General features: G+C 69.2%; 13 protein-coding genes. 5 read left to right on the top strand and 8 right to left on the bottom strand.

Annotated features, from left to right (window positions below; all coding sequences use genetic code 11):
- Positions 1-16 precede the first annotated feature (16 nt).
- Complete coding sequence (locus tag HH110_RS00570) at positions 17-976, top strand: aldo/keto reductase (RefSeq protein ID WP_176987849.1); 960 nt, start codon at positions 17-19, stop codon at positions 974-976.
- Positions 977-1,051: 75 nt separating this feature from the next.
- Here the strand turns inward: HH110_RS00570 and HH110_RS00565 are convergent, their stop codons facing one another.
- Both HH110_RS00565 and HH110_RS00560 read right to left on the bottom strand, forming a co-directional pair.
- Positions 1,052-1,960, bottom strand: coding sequence for an NAD(P)/FAD-dependent oxidoreductase (locus HH110_RS00565; protein ID WP_176987848.1), 909 nt, complete (start codon positions 1,958-1,960; stop codon positions 1,052-1,054).
- Entirely contained in the window at positions 1,950-2,402 is a 453-nt protein-coding gene (locus tag HH110_RS00560) for an Rrf2 family transcriptional regulator (protein WP_176987847.1), read from the bottom strand. The genes HH110_RS00565 and HH110_RS00560 overlap by 11 nt, the downstream gene beginning before the upstream one ends.
- A 181-nt stretch (positions 2,403-2,583) precedes the next feature.
- Here HH110_RS00560 and HH110_RS00555 point away from each other — a divergent pair, with 181 nt between their 5' ends.
- On the top strand, positions 2,584-4,716 hold the full coding sequence (locus tag HH110_RS00555) for a methyl-accepting chemotaxis protein (protein ID WP_176987846.1): 2,133 nt from the start codon (positions 2,584-2,586) through the stop codon (positions 4,714-4,716).
- Between the two features lie 82 nt (positions 4,717-4,798).
- On the opposite strand, the gene HH110_RS00550 is transcribed toward HH110_RS00555, so the two are convergent.
- On the bottom strand, positions 4,799-5,701 hold the full coding sequence (locus HH110_RS00550) for a LysR family transcriptional regulator (protein WP_176987845.1): 903 nt from the start codon (positions 5,699-5,701) through the stop codon (positions 4,799-4,801).
- 126 nt (positions 5,702-5,827) lie between these two features.
- On the opposite strand from HH110_RS00550, the gene HH110_RS00545 reads away from it, so the two are divergent.
- Both HH110_RS00545 and dkgB read left to right on the top strand, forming a co-directional pair.
- On the top strand, positions 5,828-7,042 hold the full coding sequence (locus tag HH110_RS00545) for an MFS transporter (protein ID WP_176987844.1): 1,215 nt from the start codon (positions 5,828-5,830) through the stop codon (positions 7,040-7,042).
- A gap of 143 nt (positions 7,043-7,185) precedes the next feature.
- Positions 7,186-7,989 (top strand): 2,5-didehydrogluconate reductase DkgB, encoded by an 804-nt coding sequence (gene dkgB / locus HH110_RS00540; protein WP_176987843.1) that lies wholly within the window; start codon positions 7,186-7,188, stop codon positions 7,987-7,989.
- A 141-nt stretch (positions 7,990-8,130) separates the two neighbouring features.
- Here the strand turns inward: dkgB and HH110_RS00535 are convergent, their stop codons facing one another.
- The 3 genes from HH110_RS00535 to mgtE form a co-directional block, all read right to left on the bottom strand.
- A complete protein-coding gene (locus HH110_RS00535; protein ID WP_176987842.1) occupies positions 8,131-8,826 on the bottom strand; it encodes an alpha/beta fold hydrolase in 696 nt (231 codons plus the stop codon).
- Between the two features lie 47 nt (positions 8,827-8,873).
- Positions 8,874-11,603, bottom strand: a complete 2,730-nt coding sequence (locus tag HH110_RS00530) for a bifunctional acetate--CoA ligase family protein/GNAT family N-acetyltransferase (RefSeq protein WP_176987841.1) — start codon at positions 11,601-11,603, stop codon at positions 8,874-8,876.
- Positions 11,604-11,689: 86 nt separating this feature from the next.
- Positions 11,690-13,060, bottom strand: a complete 1,371-nt coding sequence (gene mgtE / locus HH110_RS00525) for a magnesium transporter (protein WP_176987840.1) — start codon at positions 13,058-13,060, stop codon at positions 11,690-11,692.
- Between the two features lie 345 nt (positions 13,061-13,405).
- Here mgtE and HH110_RS00520 point away from each other — a divergent pair, with 345 nt between their 5' ends.
- Entirely contained in the window at positions 13,406-15,211 is a 1,806-nt protein-coding gene (locus HH110_RS00520) for a monovalent cation:proton antiporter-2 (CPA2) family protein (RefSeq protein ID WP_176987839.1), read from the top strand.
- Positions 15,212-15,283: 72 nt separating this feature from the next.
- Here the strand turns inward: HH110_RS00520 and HH110_RS00515 are convergent, their stop codons facing one another.
- Both HH110_RS00515 and HH110_RS00510 read right to left on the bottom strand, forming a co-directional pair.
- On the bottom strand, positions 15,284-18,619 hold the full coding sequence (locus HH110_RS00515; protein ID WP_176987838.1) for an ankyrin repeat domain-containing protein: 3,336 nt from the start codon (positions 18,617-18,619) through the stop codon (positions 15,284-15,286).
- The gene (locus HH110_RS00510) at positions 18,612-18,878 is read right to left on the bottom strand and encodes a YcgL domain-containing protein (RefSeq protein ID WP_176987837.1); all 267 of its coding nucleotides are present in this window, start codon (positions 18,876-18,878) and stop codon (positions 18,612-18,614) included. Before HH110_RS00510 ends, HH110_RS00515 begins: the two co-directional genes overlap by 8 nt.
- Positions 18,879-18,889 lie beyond the last annotated feature (11 nt).

The raw sequence follows: 18,889 nt of genomic DNA, 5'->3' as shown, positions 1-18,889 counted from the left end.
AGGGAGAACATCACCCATGACTGCTACGCGCGAACTCGGTCGTTCCGGCCTCCATGTCGCCCCCATCGCCTTCGGCGGCAATGTCTTCGGCTGGAGTGCGGACGAGAAGACCTCCTTCGCCCTGCTCGATGCCTTCGTCGATGCCGGCTTCAACCTGGTCGATACCGCCGATGCGTATTCGGCGTGGGTGCCCGGCAACCAGGGCGGTGAATCGGAAACCATCCTGGGCCGCTGGTTCAAGCACAGTGGCAAGCGTGACAAGGTGGTGCTGGCGACCAAGGTGGCCAAGTGGGCCGAGCGCCCCGGCCTGTCCGCCGACAACATCAACGCCGCGGTGGAAGACTCCCTGCGCCGCCTGCAGACCGATGTGATCGATCTGTACCAGGCGCACGAAGATGACGAATCCACCCCGCTGGAAACCACGCTGGCCGCCTTCGGCCGCCTGATCGAACAGGGCAAGGTGCGTGCGATCGGTGCCTCCAATTACACCGCCGAGCGCCTGCGCGACGCCTTGAAGGTCTCCGCGGACTACAAACTGCCGCGCTATGAAACGCTGCAGCCGGAGTACAACCTGTACGACCGCGCCGGTTACGAGGCCGGGCTGGAAGCGGTGGTGCGCGAGGCACAGCTGGGCGTGATCACCTATTACTCGCTGGCCAGCGGCTTCCTCAGTGGCAAGTACCGCAGCGCCGCCGATGCGGCCAAGAGCAGCGCGCGCGGCCAGAAAGTGGTGGACACGTACGTCAATCCGCGTGGGCTGCGCATCCTGACGGCGCTGGACGACGTGGCCAGCACGCATGGCGTGAGCCCCTCGCAGATCGCGATCGCCTGGTTGATCGCACGCCCGGGCATCACCGCACCGATCGTGAGTGCGACCAGTGTCGAGCAGTTGAAGGATGTGCTGGCCGCCGCGAACGTCGCGCTGTCGGCGCAGGAGGTACAGCAGCTGGATGCGGCGAGCGCCGAACAGGCCTGAGCCCGACGTTCTCTGTTACGGACAGCCGCCGCAGGGCGGCTGTTTCTGTTTCCGGCCGGGCCGGGCGCCCTCGCCTCAGCGACTGGCGCGGCTGTCCTCGGCGACCAGCGCGTGGTGCAGGCTCACGCCGGCACGTACGCCTTCTGCACTGGCCAGGCTGATATTGCCGACCAGGGTTGCATCACCCGCCGCGTAGATGCCGGGCACGCTGGTCTGCTTGCCGGGGTCCACCTGGACCAGCACGCCGATCGGACTCTCTTCCAGCGCGCAGCCGAGCTGTTCGACGAGCGGTGCCGCCATGTGCTGCCGCGCGGTCACGAACAGCGCGCGCAGTTCGACCCGGCGCCCATCCGCGAGCACGGCGGCACTCAGCGCCGGCGCCTCGCCTTCCAACCCGACCACGGCTGTGTGTTCGATGCTGACACCGCGGTGCTGCAGGGCCGTGAGTTCTTCGGGTGCCAGGGTCATGCCGTGCGCGAACAGGGTGACCTCGCCCCAGTCGGCGAGCAGCGCGGCCATCGTGGCCGACTTCTCGTGTCCACCCAGCAGGCCGATCGCCCCGCCGCCGATTTCATAGCCATGGCAGTACGGGCAGTGCACCACGCTGTGGCCCCAGCGTTCGGCCAGGCCGGGCAGTTCGGGCAGTTCGTCGCGGATGCCGGTCGCCAGCAGCAGCTTGCGCGTGGCCCAGGTGTCGCCGTTTTCGGTAGCCACCACGAAGCCATCGACCGTCGGTTGCGCGCGGGTCGCGGTGTCGCTGATCCAGCGCACGGTGGGATAGTCGAGCAGCTGCGCCTTCGCGTTGCGCAGCAGCTCGGCGCCGGCGATGCCGTCCTGGCCGAGCACCCCGTGCGAATGCGCGGCGAATCGGTTGCGCGGCAGGCCGCTGTCGATCACCAGCACGTCGCGGCGCGCCCGCGCCAGGATCAGGGCGGCGGACAGGCCGGCGAAACTGCCGCCGACGACAATCGCATCAAACGTCATGGGGAACTCCTGCAGCGTGGTGGGCCAGGTGGCGGGCGAACTCGTCGCCCAGCGTGGCCAGGGTGGTGTCGCGCAGGCGGGCCTCGAGCAGGGCCTGGGCCTGGCGGTAACTGTCGTCGAGCGCTTCGTTGACCACGCGCTGCACCGGGCAGCCGCGGCCGGTCTCGCGCGCACCGGTGTGCAGAAGCGCGGGCGCACCGATGGCGACGTAGACGTCGTGCAGGGTGATCTCCGCCGGCGGCCGTGCCAGTTGGCTGCCGCCTCCGTGGCCACGCAAGGTGGTCACCAGGCCGCCCTTGTGCAGGGCCGACAACAGGCGCCGGATCACTACCGGATGGGTCGGCAGGCAGGTGGCGAGCTGTTCGGAGGTGCGCGGGCCGTCCTGGCCGACCAGATGGGCCATGACGTGGAGCGCATCGGAGAACTGGTTGCTGGATTTCATGTAACAACGATAGTTACATATTAGTTGCCTGTCCAGTCCTGTTTCGTTCCATGTGTGACAAAAATTCATCTACACGCCATCGTCACAACCTTTAATGGAACGGTAACCGTGATTGGCGTCGCACTTCAGCCTGTTCCTCACAGACCGATACCGCATCGCCCTTCCTTACTTTTGATCTCTCATGACGTCCTCCGCATCGGCGCGTCCACGCGCCCTGAGTCTTCAATTCAAACTGCTGGGCGCGCTGTCGCTCGGCCTGGTCATCATCGTGCTGGCCGCCTTGGCGGGGCTGGGTTCTGCCTGGCGCAACCTCTCGGCCGAGGTGCCGGTGGAGGTCGCCCGGCAGGCACAGGCCGAGCTGCTGCAGCGCGAGTTCCGCCTGCAGGTGCAGGAGTGGAAGAACGTGCTGATCCGCGGTGCGGACGCTGCACAGCGCGAACGCCACCTGGCGGCATTCGATGCGGAAGGACGCCGCATCGAAGCGTTGGCCGGCACGCTCGCCACCAGCCGCGACGAACAGACGCGCACGCTGGCCCACCAGTTCCTGGCCGAGCACCGTGCGCTGGAGGCCCGCTACCGTGGCGCGCTGGAGGCGTTCGCGGCCAGTGGCTATGACACGCAGGCCGGCGACGCGCTGGTGCTCGGAGCCGACCGTGCCGTGGGCACCACGCTGGATGCGCTGGCCGCGCGCGCCAGCGAACGTGCCGCGTTCGAAACCCATGCCACCTCCGAGCGCGCGCGCGCCGCGCTGGTGGCATCGGCGGTCACCACGGCGCTGGCCGCCGTGGTGCTGATGGGGGTGCTGGCGGTGTGGCTGCGACGCGCCGTGATCGCCCCGGTGGTCGCCGTGGAAGCCGCCGCCCGTGCTGTCGCCCGTGGCGATCTGGAGCATGCGGTGGTGGTGCGCAGCCGCGATGAGATCGGCCGCCTGGGCACGGCCATGGCCGAGGTCACCCAGACCCTCAAGGCCGTGCTGGCTGCCCAGGCGACGATGGCGCAGCGCCACGATGCGGGCGAGATCAGTTACCGCATGGATGCGTCCGTGTTCCCCGGCGGCTATGGCCAGATGGTGCGCGACACCAACACCCTGGTCGCCAACCACATCCAGGTGAAGCTGCGGGCGATCGAGATCATGGGCCATTACGCGGTCGGTGACCTGTCGGTGGACATGGAACGCCTGCCCGGCGAGAAGGCGGTGATCACCCAGGCGCTGGATACGGCCAAGGCCAACCTCGGTGCGATCAATGCCGAGATCAAGCGGCTGGCCGCAGCGGCCGCCGTGGGCGATTTCAGCCAGCGGGGCGATGAAGCGCGCTACCAGCACGACTTCGGCGAGATGGTCGGCGGCCTCAACCGCCTGATGCAGACCACCGAGCAGGATCTGGGCGAGGTGTCGCGCGTGCTGCAGGCGATCGCGGGCGGTGATCTCAGCGCGCGCATGCACGGTGATTTCCACGGCGTGTTCGCGCGCATGCGCGATGACATGGCGCGCACCACCGGCCAGCTGACCACGATCGTCGGCGACATCAAGCAGGCCGCGCAGTCGATCCAGACCGCGGCCGGCGAGATCGCCGCGGGCAACAGTGACCTGTCGCGCCGTACCGAGCAGCAGGCGGCCAATCTGGAAGAGACCGCCGCTTCGATGGAAGAGCTGACCTCCACCGTGCGCCAGAACGCCGAGCACGCGCGACAGGCCAACCAGCTCTCGATGAGCGCCGCGTCCGTCGCTTCGCAGGGCGGTGCGGTGGTTGGCCAGGTGGTCACCACCATGAGCGCCATCCAGTCCTCATCGCGCCAGATCGCCGAGATCATCAGCGTCATCGACGGCATCGCGTTCCAGACCAACATCCTCGCGCTCAACGCCGCCGTGGAAGCGGCGCGCGCCGGTGAGCAGGGCCGTGGCTTCGCGGTGGTCGCCAGCGAAGTGCGTACCCTCGCGCAGCGCTCGGCAGGTGCCGCCAAGGAGATCAAGGCCCTGATCGATCAGTCCGTGGCCGATGTCGACAGTGGCGCGGCATTGGTCCAGCAGGCCGGGCAGACCATGGGCGAGATCGTCGGCAGCGTGCAGCGCGTCACCGACATCATGGCCGACATCGCCGCCGCGTCGCAGGAGCAGTCGGCCGGCATCGAGCAGGTCAACCAGACTGTCGTGCAGATGGACGAAACCACGCAGCAGAACGCCGCGCTGGTCGAGGAAGCCTCGGCGGCGGCGCGCAGCATGGAAGGGCAGGCCGTCGCCTTGAATGCGGCGGTGGATGTGTTCGTGCTGGATGCGGGACGCAGTGCGGTGGGCGGATTGGCCCGCGCCGCGTGATGCAGCCGTAGTGCCGGCCGCTGGCCGCTGGCCGGCAACCGTATGCAGCGGACATCGCGACGGTGCCGGCCAGCGGCCGGCACTACCGGACGTAGGGGGTGCCGACCATGGCCTCGGCCAGGTGATCGAGGAACGAGCTGATCCGCGCCGAGACCGCCGTGTTGCGGTAGTACACGGCGTGGATCGGCTGGCGCACTTCCACGGTGATCTCCGGCAGCAGCTGCACCAGGGCGCCGGCCTCGCGGTCGCGGTGGGTCATGAAGTCGGACAGGCAGACGATGCCGACGCCTTCCAGCGCGAGCCGGCGCAGCGTTTCGCCGCTGGACACCGCCACCGCCGGGCGCACGTGCAGCAGCGCGTCGGTCGCGCCGGGCAGTGGCCAGTGGTTGAGCGAATCGGGCTCGTTGAAGCCGAGCAGCGTGTGCTCGCCGAGTGCCGCCACGTCGCGCGGGGTGCCGTGCTGCTGCAGGTAGGCCGGGCTCGCCATCACGCGCAGGCGGCTGTGGGCCAGCGGCCGCGCATGCAGGGTGGAATCGGCCAGCGGCCCGATCCGGATGGCGACATCGGTGCGCCGCTCCAGCAGGTCGATGTAGCGCTCGCTGCTGTTGAGCTCCAGGGCCACGTCGGGATAGCGCGCCCGGTAGCTGGCCACCAGCGGGGCGATCACGTGCAGCACGAAGGGCATCGCCGCATCGACGCGCAGGCGCCCGGCCGGGCGTTGGCGCCGGGCGGCGATCTGCTCCTCGGCCGCTTCCACGGAGGCCACGATCGCGCGGGCCTGGGACAGGAAGGCGTCGCCTTCTTCCGTCAGCTGCAGGCGCCGCGTGGTACGGGTCAACAGCGTGGTGCCGAGCTTTTCCTCCAGCCGGCCCAGCGCCCGGCTGACCCCGGAGGTGGTCTGGCCCAGCTGTTCGGCGGCGGCGGTGATCGAGCCGCTGTCGATCACGGCGATGAAGGCCTGCATCTCATCCAGGGTCGTTTTCATGGCGGCGGCACGGTGGAGGTGCTCCATTATTGACGATGGGGCAACAGTGATTGGCGTGAAGGCCGCTTTTTCCGCAAGAGTACGGCGCGCAGACTGCGCAGCCTCACTCCCCACCGGTATCCGTCCATGTCCCGTGGTATTCCCTTGGCCTTGTTGGCGTTGACGCTGGGTGCGTACGCCATCGGCACCACTGAATTCGTCATCGTCGGCCTGATTCCGACCATCGCCGCCGACCTCGGCGTCACCCTGCCCTCGGCCGGGCTGCTGGTGTCGCTGTATGCATTGGGCGTGGCGGTCGGTGCGCCGGTGCTCACCGCGCTGACTGGCCGGGTGCCGCGCAAGACTCTGCTGGTCGCACTGATGCTGCTGTTCACCCTCGGCAACCTGATTGCCTGGATGGCCCCGGGCTACGGCGCGCTGATCGTGGCGCGCGTGCTGACCGGCCTGGCGCACGGCGTGTTCTTCTCGATCGGCTCGATCATCGCCACCTCGGTGGTGCCCAAGGAGAAGGCGGCCAGTGCGATCGCGATCATGTTCACCGGCCTCACCGTGGCGCTGGTCACCGGTGTGCCGCTGGGCACCTTCATCGGCCAGCACCTGGGCTGGCGCGCGACCTTCCTGGCCGTGGCCGCGCTCGGCGTGATCGCGCTGATCGGCAGCCTGCTGTTCGTGCCGCGCAACCTGCAGCGCAGCGCGCCGGCCACGTTCGGCCAACAGCTCGCCGTGCTCGCACAGCCACGCCTGCTGCTGGTATACGCGATCACCGCGCTCGGCTATGGCGGCACCTTCCTGTCGTTCACCTATCTGGCCTCGATCCTGCAGGACGTCACCGGCTTCTCCGCCAATGCGGTCAGCGGCGTGCTGCTGGTGTATGGCGTGTCGGTGGCGATCGGCAATCTGTGGGGCGGCCGGCTGGCCGACCGTCGCGGCCCGATCCCGGCACTGAAGCTGATCTTCGCGTTGCTGGCGGCCGTGCTGTTCGTGCTCACCTTCACCGCCTACAACACCTGGCTGGTGCTGCTGACCGTGCTGGCGCTGGGTGCGGTGGCCTTCGGCAACGTCCCGGGGCTGCAGGTGTACGTGGTCAAGCAGGCACAGCGGTTCGCCCCGCAGGCCGCCGATGTGGCCTCGGGCCTGAACATCGCCGCGTTCAACATCGGCATCGCACTCGGTGCTTCGCTCGGTGGCCTGGTGGTCGATCACGTCGGCCTGATGCACACCCCGTGGCTGGGCGCGCTGGTGGTGATGGGCGCCTTCGGGCTGACCGCGTTAAGTGGCCGCCTGGACCGCCGCGATGGTGTGGCCGACCGCGCCGAAGGCATCGCCGTGAGTGCGCACTGACCGAGCCCGGACCGACGGTTCGCCTTACGCGACAGCAGTCGCCCAACGATTCGTTTCACGCAACCGCAGCCGACCAACGGTCGGCTCTACGTCGCTTTACGGTGCACGGCGTAGCCTGCACCTCACCCCATGAAGGAGTTTCCATGAGCATTCCCGCATTCGGCCTCGGCACCTTCCGCCTGAAGGGCCAGACCGTGATCGACTCGGTGCGCAACGCACTGGACGTCGGCTACCGCGCCATCGATACCGCACAGATCTACGAGAACGAGGCCGAGGTCGGCCAGGCCATCGCCGAATCCGGCGTGGCCCGCGATGATCTGTTCGTCACCACCAAGATCTGGATCGCCAACTTCCAGCACGACGCGTTGCTGGCCAGCCTGCGCGAGAGCCTGCGCAAGCTGCGCACCGACCACGTCGAGCTGACCTTGATCCACTGGCCGTCGCCGCAGGATGCCGTGCCGATGGCCGAGTACCTAGGCGCGCTGGCCGAGGCCAAGTCGCTCGGGCTGACCCGGCAGATCGGCATCTCCAACTTCACCATCGCCCAAACCCGCCAGGCCATCGACATCCTCGGGGCCGACGCGATCGCGACCAACCAGATCGAAGTCCACCCGTACCTGCAGAACCGCGCGCTGATCGCGTTCCTGAAGGAACAGGGCATCCATGTCACCGCCTACATGAGCCTGGCCTACGGTGAAGTGCTCAAGGACCCGGTGATCCAGGCCATCGCCGACCGCCACCAGGCCACCCCGGCCCAGGTCGCGCTGGCCTGGGCGTTGCAGCAGGGCTTTGCGGTGATTCCGTCCTCGACCAAGCGCGACAACCTGGCCAGCAACCTGCTGGCGGCCGAGCTGCGGTTGAGCGATGAGGACATGGCGCAGATCGCCACGCTGGACCGCGGGCATCGCCTGGCCAACCCGGAAGCGATCGCGCCGGCCTGGGATTGATCGGTAGCGCCCGACCGTTGGTCGGGCGTGGGTGGTGCGTGCCGACCAACGGTCGGCACCTACCGGAAAAGCCAGCGCCTGCGTGACATCATCGGGTAGTGCCGGCCGCTGGCCGGCATCACCGGAAGTGCGTGGCCGGTATCACCGCAACCAGTCCCGCATTGCCGCGCTGACCTCGTCGGGCTTTTCCATCGGGGCCAGATGCCCACAGTCGGGCAGGACGACCAGGTTCGAGTGCGGCACCAGCGCGTGCATCTCCTCGCTGATCGCCAGTGGGGTGATGCGGTCGTTCGCACCGCACACGATCAACAGCGGATCGCGGTACCCGGCCAGCACATCATGTCCATCCACCCGGTCCAGTGCGCTCTGGCGGAGGAACACCTCCGCGCCCAGCCGCGCCGTCATGTCGCGCACGCGCTGGACCAGCACGTAGTCATCCAGCCGCGAGGCGTCGATATAGCTGCGCATCAGGGTGTCGCCGAAGCCGTGGAATTTCCCGGGCAGGCGCACGCTGGCACGCTGGGTCTGGCGCTGCTTGGCACGCTCGGGCGAGTCGGCATGGATCGAGGTGTCGATCAGGGCCAGCCGCAGCACCCGTTCCGGCGCGGTGCGCAGGATCGCCTGCGCCACGAAGCCGCCCAGCGAGAATCCTGCCAGCGCAAAACGGGCCGGTGCCTGTGCCAGCACATCCTCGACCACCGCCTGCATCGTCTCGCCGCGGGTCTGGTCGCCGACGATGCAGTCGGCGATATCGGACAGGTCGGCGATCTGCGCACGCCAGAGTTCAGCGTCGTTGAGCAGGCCGGGGAGCAGCAGCAGGGGGAGGCGATCGGTCATCCCGTATTGTCGCCCCGGCCACGTGCACGCGCCGTACCGCGATCGGCTCAGTGCGTTGCAGGATCGGGCGCCTGCGGCACCTGTACGTCCTGCACCGGCAGCGTCACCACCATCACCGTCGAATCGTCCGGGTCGAGCCGGGTCTTGAAGCCGAGGCTCTGGCACATCGCCAGCATGGTGCTGTTCTCGCGCAGCACCTGGCCTTCAATGATGTTCAGGCCCAGCCACTGCGCGTATTCGATCATGATCGCCATCAGCCGCCAGCCGATGCCATGGCCCTTGAGGTCGGAGCGGATCAGGATGCCGTACTCGCCGCGGTCGTAGTCCGCATCGGCGTGCAGGCGCACCGCGCCGAGCATGTCGCCGCTGCGCGGGTCGATGGCCACCAGCGCGATGGAACGCGCGTAGTCGAGCTGGGTCAGACGCGCGATGAATTCGTGGCTGAAGTGCTTTACCGACTGGAAGAAGCGCAGGCGCAGGTCGTCGTCGGTGACGCGGGCGAAGAACGCGCGAAACAGCGCGTCATCCTCGGGGCGGACCGGGCGCACGAAGGCCGGCGCGCCGTCGGACAGGGAGATGGTGCGCTCCCATTCCTTGGGATACGGGAACACCGCGAAGCGCGGATGCCCGCGGCCCTTGTGCAGCTTGCGCGACGGTGCGATCGCCACGCGCGCATCCAGCGCGATCACGCCATCACGGTCGGCGAGCAGCGGATTGATGTCGAGCGTGCGGATCTCGGGAATGTCGGCGGCCAGCTGGGCGAGCTTGACCAGGATCAGGGCGACCGCGCGTTCGTCGGCGGCCGGGACATCGCGGTATGCCTTGAGGATGCGTGAGACCCGCGTGCGCCCGATCAGTTCGTGCGACAGGCGCAGGTCCAGCGGTGGCAGGGCGATGGCCTTGTCATCGATCACTTCGACGGCGGTGCCGCCACGGCCGAAGACGATCACCGGGCCAAAGGTCGGGTCGTCGGCAATGCCGGCGATCAGCTCGCGCGCCTTCGGCCGCACGATGGTGGGTTGTACCAGCACGCCATCGATGCGCGCATCCGGTCGCTTCTCGTGCGCGCGCGCGATGATCGAGGTGGCCGCCGCATGCACCGATTGCAGGGTACTGAGGTTCAAGCGCACGCCGTCGACATCGGACTTGTGCGGGATGTCGGCCGAGAACACCTTGATCGCCACCGTGGCGCCCTGCTCCAGCAACGGCTGGGCCAGGTCCATCGCCTCGTGGGCATCACGGGCCTGCATCACCGGTGCCGATGGAATGCCGTAGGCGGTGAGCAGCTGGTGGGTGGCGATCGGGTCCAGCCACTGCTGACCGGCGGCGAGCGCGGCGTCCACCAGCGCACGCGCGCCGGCGGTATCGACCACGAAATCCTCCGGCAGGCTGGGCGGAGTTTCCATCAACGCGGCCTGCGCATCCCGGTAGCGCACCAGATGCTGGAAGCCGCGGACGGCCTCGGCTTCGGTGGGATAGGTCGGCACGCGCGCGGCGTTGAGTGTGGCGGTGGCACGGTCGTCGTTGCCCAGCCAGACCGCGAATACCGGCTTGTCGCGGTGATGGCGGGGACGCAGGCCAAGCGTGCGGGTCAGGGCCTGCGCGGCATCGGCCGAGGAGGTGAACGCGGTGGGCACGTTGACCACCAGCACGGCGTCGTTCTCGGTATCGGACATCAGCGCTTCGATCGCGGCGGCGTAGCGGTCGCCATCGGCGTCGACCACGATGTCGACCGGATTGCTGCGCGACCAGCCTTGCGGCAGCACCGCATCGAGCTGGGCGACGGTGGCCGGCGACAGTTCGGCCAGGCTGCCGCGCAGGGCCAGCAGCTGATCCACCGCCAGCCGCCCCACCCCGCCGCCATTGCTCAGGATCGCCAGCCGGCGACCGGGGAACGTGCCGAGCCGGCCCAGCGTTTCGGCGGCGGTGAACAGTTCGTCCAGCGCGCTCACGCGCAGCAGGCCCGCGCGGTTGAATGCCGCGCCATAGACCGCATCGGCGCTGGCCAGCGCCTGCACATGGGTATCGGCATCGGGGTTGATGCGGATGTGGCGGCCGGATTTGACCACCACCACCGGCTTGGCGCGCGCGGCGGCACGCGCGGCCGACATGAACTTGCGCGCGTCGCGGATGTGTTCGACGTAGAGGAGGATCGCGCGGGTGCGGTAATCGGTGGCGAAGTAATCGAGCAGGTCGCCGAAGTCGACATCCAGCGTGTCGCCGAGCGAGACCACGGCGGAGAAACCGACCGAGCGTGCCACGCCCCACTCCACCAGGGCCGCGGCAATCGCGCTGGATTCGGAGATCAGGGCCAGGTCACCGGCCTGCGGGAAATGCGCGGCGATGCTGGCGTTCAAGCGCGCATGCGGGGCGATCACGCCCAGGCAGTGCGGGCCGAGGATGCGCAGGCCCTTGGGCCGGGCCGCGGCCTCCACCTGCGCGGCCAGCGAGCCCGGGCCTTCGCCCAGGTTGGCGGTGAGGATGATCGCCGCACTGACGCCGCGCTCGGCGGCGGTGGCCACCACCTGCGGCACGATGCTGGCGGGGGCGGTGATCACCACCAGTTCCGGCACCCAATCCAGGTCCTTGAGCCGCTTCACGGTGCGGATGCCGTCGATCTCGCTGTAACGCGGATTGATCCAGGCGACCTTGCCGGGGAACCCGGTGTCGCGCAGATTGCGCATCACCGCGCGGCCGGCGGAGCGTTCACGGGGGCTGCCGCCGATCACGGCGACCGACTGCGGGCGGAAGACGGCTTGCAGGTGGTAGGTGCTCATGCGACCAGACAGTAACAGAGACAGTAACAGGGACGGAGGTGGTTAATAACCACCTCCGTCCCTGTTATTAACTACCTCCGTCCCCGTTAAAGGAGGGTGCCGCGCAGGATCATGGCGGCGATGCTGAAGTAGATGACCAGGCCGGTGACGTCGACCAGCGTGGCCACGAACGGGGCCGAGGCGCTGGCCGGGTCGAAGCCCAGGCGCTTGAGGATGAAGGGCAGCATCGAGCCGGACAGCGAGCCGAAGGTGACGATGCCGACCAGCGCCGCGCCGATCGTCAGCGCCAGCAGCTGCCAGTGCTCGCCGTAGTCGTGCAGGCCCAGCAGCTGCCAGGACACGATGCGGATGATCGCCAGCACGCCCAGGATCGCGCCCAGGGTGATGCCGGTCGGCACCTCGCGCAGCGCCACCTTCCACCAGTCGCGCAGGCGCAGCTCGCGCAGGGCCAGGCTGCGGATCAGCAGCGAAGTGGCCTGCGAGCCGGAGTTGCCGCCCGAGCTCATGATCAACGGGATGAACAGCGTCAGCACCACCGCACGCGCCAGTTCGTCCTCGTAGTGCTGCATCGCGCTGGCGGTCAGCATTTCGCCGAGGAACAGCACGCTCAGCCAACCCGCCCGCTTGCGCAGCATCTCGAAGAAGCCGATCTGCATGTACGGCTTTTCCAGCGCTTCCATGCCGCCGAACTTGTGCACGTCCTCGGTGGATTCTTCGATCAGTGCATCCAGGATGTCATCCACGGTGACGATGCCGAGCACGTGGTGCTGCGCATCGACCACCGGGATCGCGAGCAGGTCGTGGCGACGGATCAGCTGCGCGACCTCTTCCTGGTCCATCTGCACCTCCACCGTCACCGGCGGGTTGACCTGGGCGACGTCGAGGATGGGTTCCTCGGGCAGCCCGGTGATCAGCCGGCGCATGGTCACCACCTGCACCAGCGCGCGGGTGTGCGGGTCCAGCACGTAGATCGCGTACACCGTCTCGCGGGTGCGCTCGACCTCGCGGATGTGCTGCAGGGTGCGCCCGACCGTCCAGTCCGAAGGCACGCTGACGAACTCGGTGGTCATCAGCGCACCGGCGGTGTGCGCCGGGTAGCTCAGCAGCTGCTGGATCGCCTTGCGCGCTTCCGGGCTGAGCAGCGGGATCAGGCGCGCACGCTCGTCCTCGTCCAGCTCGTGGACGATATCGGTCGCGCGATCGTCGGCCATCAGCCCGAGCAGGGCGGCCGCGCGGGCCACAGGCATGGCCGCCACGAGATCGCCCCCGCGGTTGAGCTCGGGCTGTTCGAGCATCTTCACCGCACGCGGCAACGGCAACGCGGCCAGCGTGTCGGCGGCGCGCGACAGGCTCAGGGTGTTGAGGAATTCCACCGCATCGGCGGTGTTGAAATTATCGAGGGGTGCGCTCAACGAGGCGGCATCGGCCACCGGGCGCAGCAGGTCTTTCTGGTTCATCGTATTCGCCTGTGGGTATCGCATTGCGCGACGCCAACGCTGGCGAACCGACCCGTGTCAGGCGGTAGCCATCGCTGGCGTCGAGCAAGGTCGACTTCTACTGTCGCTGGACATGGGTTGGAGACTCCGGAGGGGTGTACTGCCGACGGCGGACGCGCCAGCAGCGGCGGGCAGTCTGGACCCGGGTGTGACGCAGGTCAACCCTTGGGCCGCGGCCCGTTCGGGTGACAGTGGCCTTCGGCGTCCATGCCGGCCGCATAATGGTGCGTGGCCCCGGCCACGGGCCCCGGCTGCCGGGGAGGTTTTCCACGCGCACGGCACACGATCCCATGAGCAGGTTCTCCCATGCATAGCGGCGCGCTCGAGCTGGCCCTGGTGCTGCTGCTGGCCGCGGTGATCGCGGTACCGGTGTTCAAGAAGCTCGGCCTCGGCGCGGTGCTCGGCTACCTGGCCGCCGGCGTGGTGCTCGGCCCGGATGGGCTGGGCTTCGTGCAGGACGCCGACCGCATCCTCAGTGCCGCCGAGATCGGCGTGGTGATGCTGCTGTTCGTGATCGGCCTCGAGCTGTCCCCCGCCCGCCTGAAGGTGATGCGCCGCTCGGTGTTCGGGGCCGGCGCGCTGCAGGTGGCGCTGAGCGCGCTGGTGCTGGGCAGCCTGCTGATGCTGGATCACTTCCAGTGGAAGAGCGCGTTGATCGTCGGTATCGCGCTGGCGCTGTCTTCCACGGCGGTCGGGCTGCAGCTGTTGTCCGAACACAAGGCGATCAACAGCGATTACGGGCGGCTTGGCTTTGCGATCCTGCTGTTCCAGGACCTGATCGCGATCCCGTTGCTGGCGGCGATCCCGCTGCTCGGCGGTGCGCGCAACGACACCCTGCAATGGAATGACGTGGCGATCGCGATCGGTGCGCTGGCGGTCGTGATCCTGTGCGGCCGGCCGGTGCTGCGCCGGCTGTTCAACATCATCGCGCGCACGCGCAGCCCGGAAGTGTTCACCGCGACCGCGCTGCTGGTCGTGCTCGGCACCGCGTGGTTCATGCAGGAGGCCGGACTGAGCCCCAGCCTGGGCGCCTTCCTGGCCGGTGTGCTGTTGTCCGATTCGGAATTCCGCCACGAGCTGGAATCGCAGATCGAGCCGTTCAAGGGCCTGCTGCTCGGCCTGTTCTTCATCGCCGTGGGCATGGGCATCGACCTGGACCGCATCGTCGCCGAGCCGATGATGATCGCGGCGGGCGTGGCGATCCTGCTGGTGGTCAAGTTCGGCCTGCTGTTCGGGATCGGCAAGCTGGCCAAACTGCGGACCCGCCACGCGGTGCTGCTGGGCAGCGTGCTGTGGCTCGGCGGCGAGTTCGCGTTCGTGGTGTTCAACGAGGCGCAGCGCGCGCATCTGCTCGGCAACGCCAACCATGACCGGCTGGTGGCGATCGTCGGCCTGTCGATGGCGATCACCCCGCTGCTGATGATCGGCCTGATCCGCCTGCTGGGCCGCGACGAGGGCCCCAAGGCCCCCGCCCAGCCGGCCGACACCGTCGATATCAACGATGTGCAGCCCCAGGTGATGATCGCCGGCATGGGCCGCTTCGGCCAGGTCGTGGCGCGCCTGCTGACCGCGCAGAAGATTCCGTTCGTGGCGCTGGAGTCCAATCCGGACACGGTCTCGGACCTGCGCCGCTTCGGCAACAAGCTGTATTACGGCGACCCGACCCGGCCGGAAATGCTGCGTGCCGCCGGCGGCGAGCACATCCGCGTGTATGTGGTCACGCTGGATGATCCGGACGCCAACATGCGGGCCACGCGGCTGATCCGGCGCATGTACCCGGATGCGGTGGTGCTGGTGCGCGCGCGCAACCGACAGCATGCGTGGCGCCTGATGGACATGTCCGCCGAGCCGTTCCGCGAAGTGTTCGGGACCAGCCTGGAACTGAGCGAACGGATGCTGATCGCACTCGGCATGTCGGTGGAGACCGCACGCAACCATGTGCAGCGTTTCCGCGAGCACGACGAGAAGCTGCTGCGCGACCAGTACCTGGTCTACGACGACGAAGCGGCGGTGATCCAGACCTCGCGCGATGCGCGTGCGGACCTGATGCATCTGTTCGAGGCGGATGCGGAGAGTGATGGGAAGGGTGCGGACGGCACCCCACCGCGTTGATGGACCTGCGGGTGCACCTGCCCGTGCATCATTGAGCGCTGCCGGCCAGCGGCCGGCATTACCAGGCGGGGCTCAGCCGTTATCGCGCAGGAACCGGGCCATCGAGGACACCCCCGGCACCAGCGGTTCGAATTCGCCGGCGACGTCGATGAAACCACGCATCACCGCGATCTCGCGCGGGCTGCGGTTGAGTGCATCGCGCACGTCCGGGTCGGCGCCGGCACGCAGCAGGCGCTGCACCAGCAGCGGCAGGCCGTGCAGGGCCGCCAGATGCAGCGGACCGAAGCCACGCGGATCCCGCACGTCCAGCGAGACCTCTTCGTCCAGCAGGCGCTCCACCGCGGCGAGCACGATCTGCTCGTCGCAGGCGGTGCCCGGTTCGGCGCGGGCGCCGAGCAGCAGCAGCAACGGCGTGACCGAGCCGACAGCGGCCTGGTCCGGTTCGGCGCCGGCCAGCAGCAGCGTGTCCAGCAGCGCGAGCAGACGCGAGCGGTCGCGCGCACTGAAGCCGTACAGCGCGGCGCAGTGCAGCGGGCCGAGCTGTTGGGCATCGCCCGCATGGACGTTGGCACCGGCGGTGAGCAGGCGCGAGACGATGTCCGGCAGGCCCAGCGCCGAGGCCAGCATCAGCACGGTGACGCCGCCTGGCAGGCGGTATTCGAGTTCGGCACCGGCATCCAGCAGGGCCGAAACGATATCGATCTGGCGCATGCTCACCGCCGCCGACAACGGCGTGGCGCCACTGGCCGCGGCATGCTGCGGATTCGCGCCGCGGGTGAGCAGCAGGTCGACCACGGCCAGGTGACCGCCACCGGCGGCACGCAGCAGCGCGGTGCAGCCCTGGGCGTCGACCACATCGACGCCGAAGCCGAGATCGATCAGGCGACGCACGGCATCGGCATCGCCGGCCATCGCGGCAGCCGGCAGGTCGCCGTCGCGCAGCGCGCGGCGCGGCAACGGCCATACCCGCCAGTCCAGCCAGTCGGCGAGGTCGCGGCGACCGATCGACAGCGCCACGCCCAGCGGCGTCTGGCCGTCAGCGGCGCGCGCTTCGGGTGAGGCGCCCTGCTGGACCAGCAGCTTGATCGAGCCTTCGCGTGCGAGCGCGGTGGCCAGATGCAGCGCGGTCATGCCATGGCTGTCGCGCGCTTCGCGGTCCACGCCCTGGGTGAGCAGCGCGTGCTGCAGGCGCAGCCAGCCCAGGCGCACGGCCAATGACAGCGGCGGGTCGCCGGCCGGCGACGGCGCGAACGGATCCGCGCCGCGTTCCAGCAGTTCCAGCGCAAGTTGTTCCAGCCCGCGCGAGGCGTGGTCGTGCTGGGCGCAGGCGCTCAGCAGCCGCGCCAGGCCACCGCGGCCGGCCGGGGACAGGCCACGGCGCAGCAGCACCTGCAGCGCAGGCACCGCGTCGATGCCCCGCGCCAGCAGCGCGAACATCGGGGTATCACCGCAGGCATCGAGCACTTCGGGCGCCGCACCATGCGCGAGCAACCAGTCCAGCGCCTGTGGGTCCAGCGCCAGTTCGGCATCGTGCAGCAGCGCACCGAGTTCCTCGGGCGCACACAGGCGGGCCAGCGCGGCCATGCCCTCCACGTTGCCGAAGCTCAGCGCTTCGCGCAGCAGTTCCAGCGGCGGGCGGTCCGGCAGCGAGGGCGCGGCCGCATCGCTGTCACCAGACATCACCAGGCCATCGCTGACCGCGGACGGCAGCGGGTAGGCGGGATCCAGCAGCGACACGATCGCCCAGCGCCCGGCGCCGGCGGCGATGTCCACCGCGCGACGGCCCTGTGGATCGGCCACGTCGACGGCAATGCCCAGGTCGCGCAGGCGGCGCACCAGCAGCGGCGACACGTTGTCCGCCATGCAGGCCAGCAGTACCGCATTGCGTCCTTCGCCATCGACCGCATTGAGGTCGGGCTGGTGCGGCAGCAGGTGTTCCACCACGCCGGCACGGCCACCACGCGCGGCTTCCAGCCACGGCGTGCGCGCCAGTGCATCGCGCGCTTCCAGATTGGCGCCGGCGGCCAGCAGCACATCGATGATGTCGACATGGCCGGCCAGCGCGGCTTCGTGCAGCGCACTGCGGCGCTGGCGGTCACGCGCGTCGGCGCGGGCCTTGTGCTTGAGCAGCAGCTGCACACCGGCCGGATCGTCTTCTTCGGTACCGGCGGCGGCAAGCAGCACGGGCGTACCTTCGGCCGGCTCGGTCTTCGCGCCGCGTTCGAGCAGGAACTTGGCCAAGCGCCAGTTGCCGACCTGGCAGGCGACCGCCAGCGGTGACCAGCCATCGTCGTTGAGCGCGTCCACTTCGGCGGCGGCATCGCGCAGCAGGGCGGCGACGCCGGGATCGGAACTGCGCGCGGCATGGTGCAGGGGGGTGTTGCCTTCGCTGTCCACCGCACGCGGGTCGGCGCCGTTGGCGAGCAGGGTCATCACCGCCTCGGGGCGACCGTGCCAGCTGTCGCGGGTGGCGGCCAGCAGCGGGGTCATGCCGCGATGCGGCGCGTTGACGCCCACGCCACGGGCGATCAGTTCACGCAGCAGGCGCAGGTCCGGCAGCACCGCGGCGAGCACGGCCAGGCTGCGCTGGTCGCGCCAGGCCGGATCAGGCAGGCCGTGCGGGTCCGCGCCGGCCTGCAGCAGCTGCAGGGCGCGGTCGACCCGACCGCTGCGCGCGGCGTCGTACAGCGCCGGCTGCTGTTCGTGCAGGCCGATGGATTCCAGCGGCGTGGGCTCGGCGTGATGCCCGGCGAACGGATCCTCGCGGTCGCCACTCATCTGGACCGGCAACGTCGCCGTCAACGCGTCGGCCGGGGCGATCGCCTGCAGCAGCACGTGCGCCAACGGCGACAGCAGCACGACCGCAGCGGCGATCGGCCAGTGCAGTGCGTCCGACACCAGGCCCGGCCACGCCGGCAGCACCACCAGCGCGCAGACCAGGACCACCAGCGCGGCGACGGCCAGGCCGCGCCAGGCGGTCAGGTCGCGCCCGGCCAGGGTCTGCCAGTGGCGCGCCAGGCTGCCTTCGCTGCGCTCCACGTCATTCCACAACGGCCAGGTCCGCCAGACCCCGAGCAGCGCGGCGCTGACCGCCACGCTCAGGCCCAGGACGGCCGCCAGGCTGCCGCTGTCGTGCAGTGCGCTCAGTGGCCAGGCCACCAGCAACGTCAGCAGCAGCGGGCCGAGGGACCACAGCGCCAGCAGCGCGGGAGCATCCTGGCGCGCCACCTGCGGCAGCGCTTGCAGCGGCCGGGTGCGGCGCCACCACGACACCGCCAGCGCGAACGCCGGCTGGGCCAGCGCGGCGCACACAGCGCCGGGCACGCCACCGACGGCCGCAGCCAGGGCCAGCAGCACGCCGAGCGCGGCAGCGGAGGCAACGGCGCGGGGGCGTTGGGCGTCAGTCATTGCGTCGCGGGATCCGGACCGGCGCCAGGGGCGGCGGCGGCAGTTGCAGGTGGAATCCCCGCTCGGTCAGGTTCTGGCGCACTTGTGCGGCATCGGCCTGGGCGAGGCGACGGTCGGGAGTCAGGGCCACTTCGAGAACGAACTGGAACGGCGCCAGCGAGGCCTTCACCGCGTCCGGGATGACCGAGAAGTCATCACGAACGGCGAGATAGACGAAGCTGTCCTGCTTGCGTTGGCTTTTATAGACGTAGGCTTGCATGCCGCAGGGCT

Origin of the sequence: Stenotrophomonas sp. SAM-B, from assembly GCF_013387485.1 — a bacterium.
Lineage (GTDB): Bacteria > Pseudomonadota > Gammaproteobacteria > Xanthomonadales > Xanthomonadaceae > Stenotrophomonas > Stenotrophomonas maltophilia_AA.
This window is presented reverse-complemented; position numbering and strand designations above follow the sequence as displayed.